This is a genomic window from Ideonella azotifigens (assembly GCF_006519715.1).
GTDB lineage: Bacteria > Pseudomonadota > Gammaproteobacteria > Burkholderiales > Burkholderiaceae_C > Ideonella > Ideonella azotifigens.
This window is the reverse complement of sequence record NZ_VIDT01000206.1, coordinates 1-8,279: the sequence shown is the minus strand read 5'-3', so window position 1 is coordinate 8,279 and position 8,279 is coordinate 1. Positions and strand designations below refer to the sequence as shown.

General features: G+C 67.1%; 9 protein-coding genes. 5 read left to right on the top strand and 4 right to left on the bottom strand.

Features of this window, described 5'->3' with window-relative positions; genetic code table 11:
• The 4 genes from FKP22_RS14130 to uvrC form a co-directional block, all read right to left on the bottom strand.
• Positions 1–268 (bottom strand): EamA family transporter (locus FKP22_RS14130; protein ID WP_233446846.1); only part of this gene is annotated, 268 nt, incomplete at its 3' end.
• 88 nt (positions 269–356) lie between these two features.
• A complete protein-coding gene (pgsA, locus tag FKP22_RS14125; RefSeq protein WP_141288119.1) occupies positions 357–923 on the bottom strand; it encodes a CDP-diacylglycerol--glycerol-3-phosphate 3-phosphatidyltransferase in 567 nt (188 codons plus the stop codon).
• A 59-nt stretch (positions 924–982) separates the two neighbouring features.
• The gene (locus FKP22_RS14120) at positions 983–1,603 is read right to left on the bottom strand and encodes a hypothetical protein (protein WP_231011351.1); all 621 of its coding nucleotides are present in this window, start codon (positions 1,601–1,603) and stop codon (positions 983–985) included.
• Positions 1,590–3,677, bottom strand: a complete 2,088-nt coding sequence (gene uvrC / locus FKP22_RS14115) for an excinuclease ABC subunit UvrC (protein ID WP_141288118.1) — start codon at positions 3,675–3,677, stop codon at positions 1,590–1,592. Before uvrC ends, FKP22_RS14120 begins: the two co-directional genes overlap by 14 nt.
• Before the next feature lie 77 nt (positions 3,678–3,754).
• On the opposite strand from uvrC, the gene earP reads away from it, so the two are divergent.
• The 5 genes from earP to mnmC2 form a co-directional block, all read left to right on the top strand.
• Entirely contained in the window at positions 3,755–4,843 is a 1,089-nt protein-coding gene (earP, locus tag FKP22_RS14110; protein ID WP_141288117.1) for an elongation factor P maturation arginine rhamnosyltransferase EarP, read from the top strand.
• A gap of 210 nt (positions 4,844–5,053) precedes the next feature.
• On the top strand, positions 5,054–5,608 hold the full coding sequence (gene efp, locus FKP22_RS14105; RefSeq protein WP_141288116.1) for an elongation factor P: 555 nt from the start codon (positions 5,054–5,056) through the stop codon (positions 5,606–5,608).
• 88 nt (positions 5,609–5,696) lie between these two features.
• Entirely contained in the window at positions 5,697–6,575 is an 879-nt protein-coding gene (locus FKP22_RS14100) for a glycosyltransferase family 2 protein (RefSeq protein WP_141288115.1), read from the top strand.
• Between the two features lie 78 nt (positions 6,576–6,653).
• Positions 6,654–7,628, top strand: a complete 975-nt coding sequence (locus FKP22_RS14095) for a heme-dependent oxidative N-demethylase subunit alpha family protein (RefSeq protein ID WP_141288114.1) — start codon at positions 6,654–6,656, stop codon at positions 7,626–7,628.
• Positions 7,625–8,279: tRNA (5-methylaminomethyl-2-thiouridine)(34)-methyltransferase MnmC2 (gene mnmC2 / locus FKP22_RS14090; RefSeq protein ID WP_141288113.1), on the top strand; the 655-nt coding region annotated here is incomplete at its 3' end. The genes FKP22_RS14095 and mnmC2, both read left to right, overlap by 4 nt.

The following is an 8,279-nucleotide window of genomic DNA, read 5'->3' as shown; positions in this document are numbered from 1 at the left end:
CAATCGTGCCAGCGCCCATGCCCAGCTTGACGGCCGACCAGACGCCGCCGAGGTAGCCCGCCTGCATCAGCAAGCCGGTCACCGCCAGGTGACCCCACTGCGCCCGCCCCTGCGGCCAGTTGGCACCCGAAACGCTGACCCAGATGCCAAAGGCCAGCACCGACAAGGCGTAGCGCCAGGCCAGGAAGCTCAGCGGCGGCGAGTGCGGCATGCCAAAGCGCGCGACGATGAAGCCGGTGCTCCAGATCAGCACGAAGACCCAGGGCATCGCCGCAATCAGGCGAGTGTTCGCAGAAGGTGCGGGAGAGGGCGTGAGGCGCATGCGGAAAGAGCGCCAACGCTGGCGCCCTGCAGGCTCAACGGGCCTTGGCCCGGATCTCCGGCAATGCCTTCTGCAGGTAGTACACCATGGACCAGATCGTCAGCACACAGGCCACCAGGATCAGCACCGTGCCCCAGATGCGCGTGGGCAGCAGGCCGAAGAGTTCGCCGTCATAGAGCAGGAACGGGATGGCGATCATCTGCACCGTCGTCTTCAGCTTGCCCAGCATGTGCACCGCGACGCTGCGCGAAGCGCCAATCTGCGCCATCCACTCGCGCAAGGCAGAAATGGCGATCTCGCGGCCGATGATGACCAGTGCGATCAGCGCATGCACGCGGCCGAGTTCGACCAGCACCAGCAAGGCCGCGCAGACCAGGAACTTGTCGGCCACTGGATCCAGGAAGGCGCCAAACGACGAACTCTGGTTCAGCCTGCGCGCCAGGTAGCCGTCCAGCCAGTCGGTCAGCGCGCACACGATGAACATCACCGTGGCCAGCAGGTTGCGCGTGGGCGCCTCCCACGGCAGGTAGAACACACCGACGATCAGCGGAATGGCCACGATGCGGGCCCATGTCAACAACGTCGGTATCGTGAAAAACATCTGTCGATTCTGCCTGCATTTGGTGCCTGCCGCGGGCGACACACCTCAATCTCGGGATGTCACTGATCCAGCGTGCGCGGCTTGAACTGGCGGTCTTCGTTGAACAGGAAGACTTCGGTGAACTTCCATGGCTTGGGCAGCTTGTGCACGTCGCCATAGGGTGCTGCCTTGTACACCGCATCCATCGCGATCTTCACCGTGTCCCTGGCCTGGCTGGGCTGGCGCAGGACATTGATGTGGACCACCTGGCCATCGGCCTTCAACTCGATCTCCAACACCGGAATGGCCAGCAAGGGTTCGGGCACCGCCCCGTGGTAGATGCGCTCCGGGTTGGCTTCGACCAGCCTGCGCGCGGCCCGCTCGCGGTATTCGTCCCAGTTCCGGGCTGGCGGCAGCGGCACGGAGGGCGAAGCGTTGCCCGCCACCGGCGCGTCCACCGCCTTGCCGCTCCTGGTGGCCTCGGCTGCCTCGGTGCTGGGCACAGGGGCGGGCAGTAGCGTGGTGCAACCGGTCAGCACGCCTGGCAAGCTGGTGACCAGGCCGGCCATCATCGTGACGCTGATGGTGGTGGCCCAGCCGCCGCGCCACGCGCCGGGACTGATGCGCCAGGCCCCGGGATCGGCAACATCGGCCGTGTCGCCAGGCATCTCGTCGTCGTCTTGCGGCTCAATGCAATGCACGGTAGATCTCCTCCGCCAAATCCCTCGAAATGCCTTCGACCGTGACCAGATCGTCGACGCCGGCCTGGGCCACGCCGCGCACCCCGCCAAAGCGCTGCAGCAGCTTCGCACGCTTTTTCGGCCCCACGCCTGGAATGTCTTCCAGCTTGCTGCCGCCGGTCCGAACGCTGGCACGCTTGGCCCGCATGCCGGTGATGGCGAAGCGGTGCGCCTCGTCGCGGATCTGCGCCACCAGCATCAGCGCAGCCGAGTCCGGCGCCAGCGTCAGCTTCTCGCGCCCGTCGGCAAACACCAGCTCTTCCAGCCCAACCTTGCGGCCCTCGCCTTTTTCCACGCCAGCGATCAGCGACAGGTCCAGCCCCAGCGACTGGAAGACCTCGCGTGCCATCGCCACCTGGCCGCGGCCACCGTCCACCAGCACCAGGTCCGGCAGCCGCGTCTTGGCGTCCGGCGGCAGCGGGCCTTCGGCCACCAGCGCGGCCAGCTTCTCGTAGCGGCGCGTCAGCACCTGGCGCATTGCGGCGTAGTCGTCGCCGCCGGTGATGCCTTCGATGTTGAAGCGTCGGTAAAGGCTGTTCTGCATCTTGTGGTCCTCGTAGACCACGCAGGAGGCCTGCGTGGCCTCGCCGGCCGTGTGGCTGATGTCGAAACACTCGACCCGGAACAGCTCCAGGTTGTCGACCGCCAGGTCCAGCGCGTCGACCAACGCCCGCGTGCGTTCGCGCTGCGAGCCCTCTTCGGCCAACAACCGCGCCAGCGCCAGTTCGCCGCCCTTGATCGCCATGTCCAGCCAGATGCGGCGCTGCTCGCGCGGCTGGTGCAGCGCATTGAGCTTGATGCCCGCCTGCGTGCTCAGCGCCTGCAGCAGCGTGCGCTGCACCGGGTGGCTGAGCACCAGCAGCGGCGGCGGCGCAGTGCCCAGGTAGTGCTGCGCCATGAAGGCCTGCAGCACCTGCTGCTCGGCCGTCAGCAATTCCAACGGCTCCACCGGCGCGCTACCTGCCTCGGTATCGTCCGCCGCCGCCTCGACGACTTCCGCCGTGGCCTCGTCGGCCGCCAGCGCGATGGCCTCTTCCACATGCGTCGGGAAAAACGCACGGTCGCCCAGGTGCCGGCCGCCGCGCACCATGGCCAGGTTCACGCAGGCCCGGCCGCCGGCCACCTTGACGGCCAGGATGTCCACGTCCTTGCCGGTGCTGGACAGGCTGCTTTCGTCGACCGACTGCTGGTGCTGCACCTTGGCCAGCGCGGCAATGCGGTTGCGCAACTCGGCCGCGCGTTCGAATTCCAGCATCTCGGCGTGAGCCATCATCTGCGACTGCAGTTCGTCCACCACCTGCTGCTGCTCGCCCAGCAGGAAACGCTCGGCGTCGCGCACGTCGCGGGCATAGTCCTCGTTCGAAACCAGGCCCACGCAAGGCCCGGAGCAGCGCCGGATCTGGTACAGCAGGCAGGGCCGCGAGCGGTTGTTGAAGACCGTGTCTTCGCAGGTGCGCAGCCGGAAGACCTTCTGGATCAGCTGGATGGTCTCCTTGACCGCCCAGGCACTGGGATAAGGGCCGAAATAGCGGTGTTTGCGGTCCACCGCGCCGCGGTAATACGCGACACGCGGGAAGCGCTGCGCCTGCGGCACCAGCCCGCTGTCCGGCCCTCGGGCACCGGTGATCTTCAGGTACGGGTAGCTCTTGTCGTCCCGGAACAGGATGTTGAACTTCGGGTTCAACGCCTTGATCAGGTTGTTTTCCAGCAGCAGCGCCTCGGCCTCGCTGCGCACCACCGTGGTCTCCATGCGCACGATGCGCGAGACCATCAGCCCGATGCGTGTGCCGCCATGGTCCTTCTGGAAATACGAGGACACGCGGCGCTTCAGGTCGCGTGCCTTGCCCACATACAGCACGCCGCCGTGGGCGTCGAAATAGCGGTACACGCCGGGCAAGCCAGGCAGCGCCGCCACTTCGAGCAGCAAGCGGGCGCGCTGCTCCGCTGCATCGACGGGAGATGGCGGCGCTGGCAGCGCGACTGGTGGCAGATCGGCTGCGCCTGGAACGGAAGGGTCGGAATCCTGGGACGTCATGGGTGGCGAAGGCTAGGCTGCGCATTGTGCCGTTCACTGCGTGGTGGACCTGGCAGGCCCTGCCGATAATGCGCCGCATGCCGCGATGGGATTGGGACCTGCTCTGCCGCGTGATCGACAACCATGGCGACCTGGGGGTGTGCTGGCGGCTGGCGCGCGACCTGGTCGCCCGCGGCCACCACGTGCGGCTGTGGCTGGACGACGAACGCGCACTGCGCTGGATGGCACCCGACGGTCCGCCGCCCGGCTTGCAGGTCCTGCCCTGGCCGACGGGTGAGCACCTGCCGGCACTGTTCGACGGCTCGCCGGGCGATGTCGTCGTCGAAGCCTTCGGCTGCGACCCGCCGCCTGCCTTGAAAGACCGCATCGCCCAGGCCGCGGCCGCTGGCCGGGCGCCCGTCTGGATCAACCTCGAATACCTCAGCGCCGAAGCCTATGTCGAGCGCTCGCACCGGCTGCGCTCACCGCAGCGCCTGGCTGATGACCTGTGGCTGGACAAATGGTTTTTCTACCCGGGCTTCACCGCGGCGACCGGTGGGCTGCTGCGTGAACCCGGCCTGGACGCCGAGCAGGCACGATTCGACGCCGCAACCTGGCTGGCCGCACACGGCATTGCGCCGCGACCGGATGAGCGCCTGGTCAGCCTGTTCTGCTACGAGAACCCGCAACTGCAGCCCTTGCTCACCCGCCTGGCCGAACAGCCCACGCTGCTGCTGACGGCGCCCGGCCCCGCGACCGAAGGCTGCGATGGCCTGGTGCTGCCGGCCAACCTGCGCTGGCAGCCCCTGCCCTGGCTCAGCCAGCCCGAATACGACCGGCTGCTGTGGGCCGGCGACCTGAACCTGGTGCGCGGCGAAGATTCCTTCGTGCGCGCCCAATGGGCCGGCCGGCCCTTCCTGTGGCAGATCTACCCGCAGGACGACGGCGTGCATGCCGGCAAGCTGGCCGCCTTCCTGGACCAGCATCTGGCTGCAGCGCCCGAAGCGCTGGCCACCCAGGTGCGGCAGGCCATGTGGGCCTGGAACGGTCTGGCGCCGGCAGGGCCTTTTCCTGCACTCCCAACACTGCCGGACTGGCAGGCAGGAGTGCTGCATTGGCGTGCACATTTGTTCGGCCAGCCCCCTCTTGTCGAGCAGCTGCTCGATTTCGTCGCCGGAAAGCGTTAAAATTCAAGGCTTTGCGGAAATCAGCCCGGCGGCCTGGATTTCCGACAACCCTAACTCTCACGCGGCGCCGCAGGCCCTGCGATGCCCTGTGGATCGGGAATGGCTGGCAAGCTTCAGACGCTTCAGCACCCCGGCTTTGCAGGCATGGCGCGCACCCGATGCATTTGGGTGCCCTGTGCAGCGTGGCGCCGCCCTTACTGGAATATCACCATGAAACTCGCTCAGGAAATCCGCGCCGGCAACGTCATCATGCAGGGCAAGGACCCGATGGTCGTGCTCAAGACTGAATACAGCCGCGGTGGCCGCGGTGCTGCCACCGTGCGCATCAAGATGAAGAGCCTGCTCAGCGGCTTCGGCGCTGAAACCGTCTTCAAGGCCGACGACAAGATGGACCAGATCGTCCTCGACAAGAAGGACTGCACCTACTCCTACTTCGCCGAGCCGATGTACGTCTTCATGGACGACGAGTACAACCAGTTCGAAGTCGAAGCCGAGAACATGGGCGACGCGATCTCGTACCTGGAAGACGGCATGACCGTCGAAGTGGTGTTCTACGACGGCAAGGCCATCTCGGTCGAAATGCCCACCAGCGTGGTGCGCGAGATCGAAACCGAGCCGGCCGTCAAGGGCGACACTTCGGGCAAGGTCATGAAGCCGGCCAAGATCGTCGGCACCGGTTTCGAGATCGCCGTGCCGCTGTTCGTGGAAAACGGCGACAAGATCGAAATCGACACCCGCACCCACGAATACCGCAAGCGCGTCTGATCCTCTTTCGGATTCAACGGCATCATCAGGGCACCTTCGGGTGCCCTTTGTCTTGGTGCCCCCGCTTCTAGCCTTCTCGCTGTCACCCATGAACGCTGCGAACCGCGCGAGTTGCACCCTGTGCCTGATCGCGAAAAACGAAGGGCGCTACCTGCTCGAATGGGTGGCCTATCACCGGCTGCTGGGCTTTGACCGGATCGTCATCTACGACAACGACAGCGATGACGACACCGCAGCGCTGCTCGCACCGCTGCAGCAGCACGGCCTGCTGGAAAGGCGCCTGTGGTCGCTGGGTGCCACTGAATCGCCGCAGACCACCGCCTATGCAGATGCGCTGTCCCGGTCCGAAACCGACTGGATGCTGTTCATCGATGCCGATGAGTTCCTGGTGCTGCATCAGCACGAAACCGTGGCTGAATTCCTTGCCGATCACCATGCCGACCTGGGCATAGGCGTGGTCGTCGTCAACTGGCGGCTGTTCGGTGACAACGGTCTCGCGATCTACGACCCCCGCCCGGTGACTGAACGCTTCCAGATGGCCGCGGCCGACGATTTCCCGGTCCAGCACCATGTGAAAAGCTTTGTGCGCGTGGCGGCCGCGCTGCCGCCCGCGCAGATCCACCTGTGGCGCACGCGAGGCCGGGTGGTGCATGCCTCCGGGCTGCCGATGGAGACGATGGAGATGCCGGGGCGTTCGCGGCGCATCGAATTTTCGGTGGCCCAGCTGAACCACTACTACGGCAAGACGCTGGAGGAATACCAGCACAAGGCCGCGCGCGGCCGTGGCGGCATCGGCCAGAACAAGCCGGAGATCAAGTACCACTACGCCGAAAACAAGTTCCGCGCGCACAACCAGAACCGCCAGCGCGAGCTCAGCCTGCAACGCCGCCAGCCCTTGCTGCAACAGGAGATCGCGCGTCTGGCACAGCTGGTGCAGGCAGGCACTGACAAAACGCCGCAAACCTGAGCCACCAACCGCCGAGCCGGATCCCCGCGATCATGCCGGCGCCTTCTCGGGTGCTTTTTCTTGTCCAACCCGTTGCCCATGGCCTTCGATTTCGATCACGCCGTCACCGCCCCGTTTCGCATGCAACCCGGCCTGCGCCGCCTAGCGCCCGGCGCGCGGCAGTTCAGCCCCAACCGCTCCGGCACGCATCACCTGGCGGCCAAGCTGCGCGTGCTGAGCAGCACGCCGTTGGCAGCATTGATGCAGATCGAGGGCTTCGATTCCGGCCCGGCGCTGGCAGCCGTGGTGGCGCAGCTCGCCGCGGAGCATCCGGACGCGTTCACGGCGCTGCCAGACGGTGGACTTCAGGCGCGCTGGCTGGGTGTGGCGGTGAATGGCCAGGGGGATTTGCTGCCGCCGACAGACACGTCGTCGCCTGAAGTCCACCCGTGCCTGCAAGCCTTGTCTGCTGAATGGCGCCTGGCCGGGCTGCTTGCACTGGCACTGGAAGAAGACCTGGCCATCGTCGACGGCAGCTGCGCCGCCCTGCCCTGGCTGGCCGTGGCCCTGCCTTCGCACTGGGCGCCGGCCGACAAGCTGGGCAGGCACTTCGCCGAGGTGCATGCGCCGGTGGCTGACAACCGGGTGCTGGTGGCCGCCGGCGAGCACCTGCTGCGCATGGTCTGCGGTCCGGAGCGTTGGGAGCGTTTCGTCTGGAACATCACGCCGCACGCCCTGCTGGACCAGCACCCCGGCCGCCTGGTCGCAGCGCAGGCCGCAGGCGAGACGCCCGCCGGCTGGCCCGAGCACGCAGATGCAGACCAACTCGCCGCCATGGCCTGGTTCCGCACCGAACGCCAGACCTTCCTGCCACTGCCCGACTTGCAGCAAGCCGTGTTCACCATCCACGTGCAGACCCATCCGCTCTGCGAAGCGGTGGCCGATCCCCGCAAAGCTGCGCTGCTGCGCGCTGCCATCGCGACCATGAGCCCTGCCGTGCTGGCCTACCGCGGGCTGGCGAGTGCCCAGGCCCGCCTGCTGGCCTTCTGCGACAAGCAAGCCGCCGAGCCGTGAAGACCGAGCCACTGCAGCAGGCGCACATCGTCTTCAACGACCCTGCACACCCGGGCCAGGCCTACGCGCCCGACTTCGGCGACGCCTACCATGCGCGCCTTGGCGCCTGGCAGCAGGCGCGCCATGTCTTCCTGGCAGGCAACGACCTGCCGGCGCGCTGGCAGCGCCGCACGCGCTTCGTGATCCTCGAAACCGGCTTCGGCCTGGGCAACAACTTCCTCGCCACCTGGGCCGCGTGGCGCGAAGATCCGGCGCGCTGCGACCAGCTGGTCTTCCTCTCGGTCGAGAAACACCCGGCCCGGCGCGAAGACCTGGCCCAGGCGCACGCCGCCTGCCCGCAGCCCGCACTGGCCGCCGAACTGCTGGCCCAATGGCCACCCGCCACGCCGGACATGCACACGCTGAGCTTCGAGCAAGGCCGGGTGCAACTGCTGCTGGCCCTGGGCGACGTGGCGACCTGGATGTCCGAATGGGTGGCGCTGGTCGATGCGTTCTACCTCGACGGCTTTTCGCCCGCCAACAACCCCGCGATGTGGGAGCCGGCGCTGTGGCGTCAGTGCAGCCGCCTGGGCACGGCCGACACCACGCTCGCCACCTGGACCTGGGCTCGCCCGGTTCGCGACGGCCTGTCCGCCGCCGGCTTCGTGCCGG

Bases quoted from the DNA above. Each gene is read 5' to 3' on its own strand.
- pgsA (WP_141288119.1), bottom strand. From the start codon at position 923: ATGTTTTTCACGATACCGACGTTGTTGACATGGGCCCGCATCGTGGCC.
- uvrC (WP_141288118.1), bottom strand. From the start codon at position 3,677: ATGACGTCCCAGGATTCCGACCCTTCCGTTCCAGGCGCAGCCGATCTG.
- earP (WP_141288117.1), top strand. From the start codon at position 3,755: ATGCCGCGATGGGATTGGGACCTGCTCTGCCGCGTGATCGACAACCAT.
- efp (WP_141288116.1), top strand. From the start codon at position 5,054: ATGAAACTCGCTCAGGAAATCCGCGCCGGCAACGTCATCATGCAGGGC.
- FKP22_RS14100 (WP_141288115.1), top strand. From the start codon at position 5,697: ATGAACGCTGCGAACCGCGCGAGTTGCACCCTGTGCCTGATCGCGAAA.
- FKP22_RS14095 (WP_141288114.1), top strand. From the start codon at position 6,654: ATGGCCTTCGATTTCGATCACGCCGTCACCGCCCCGTTTCGCATGCAA.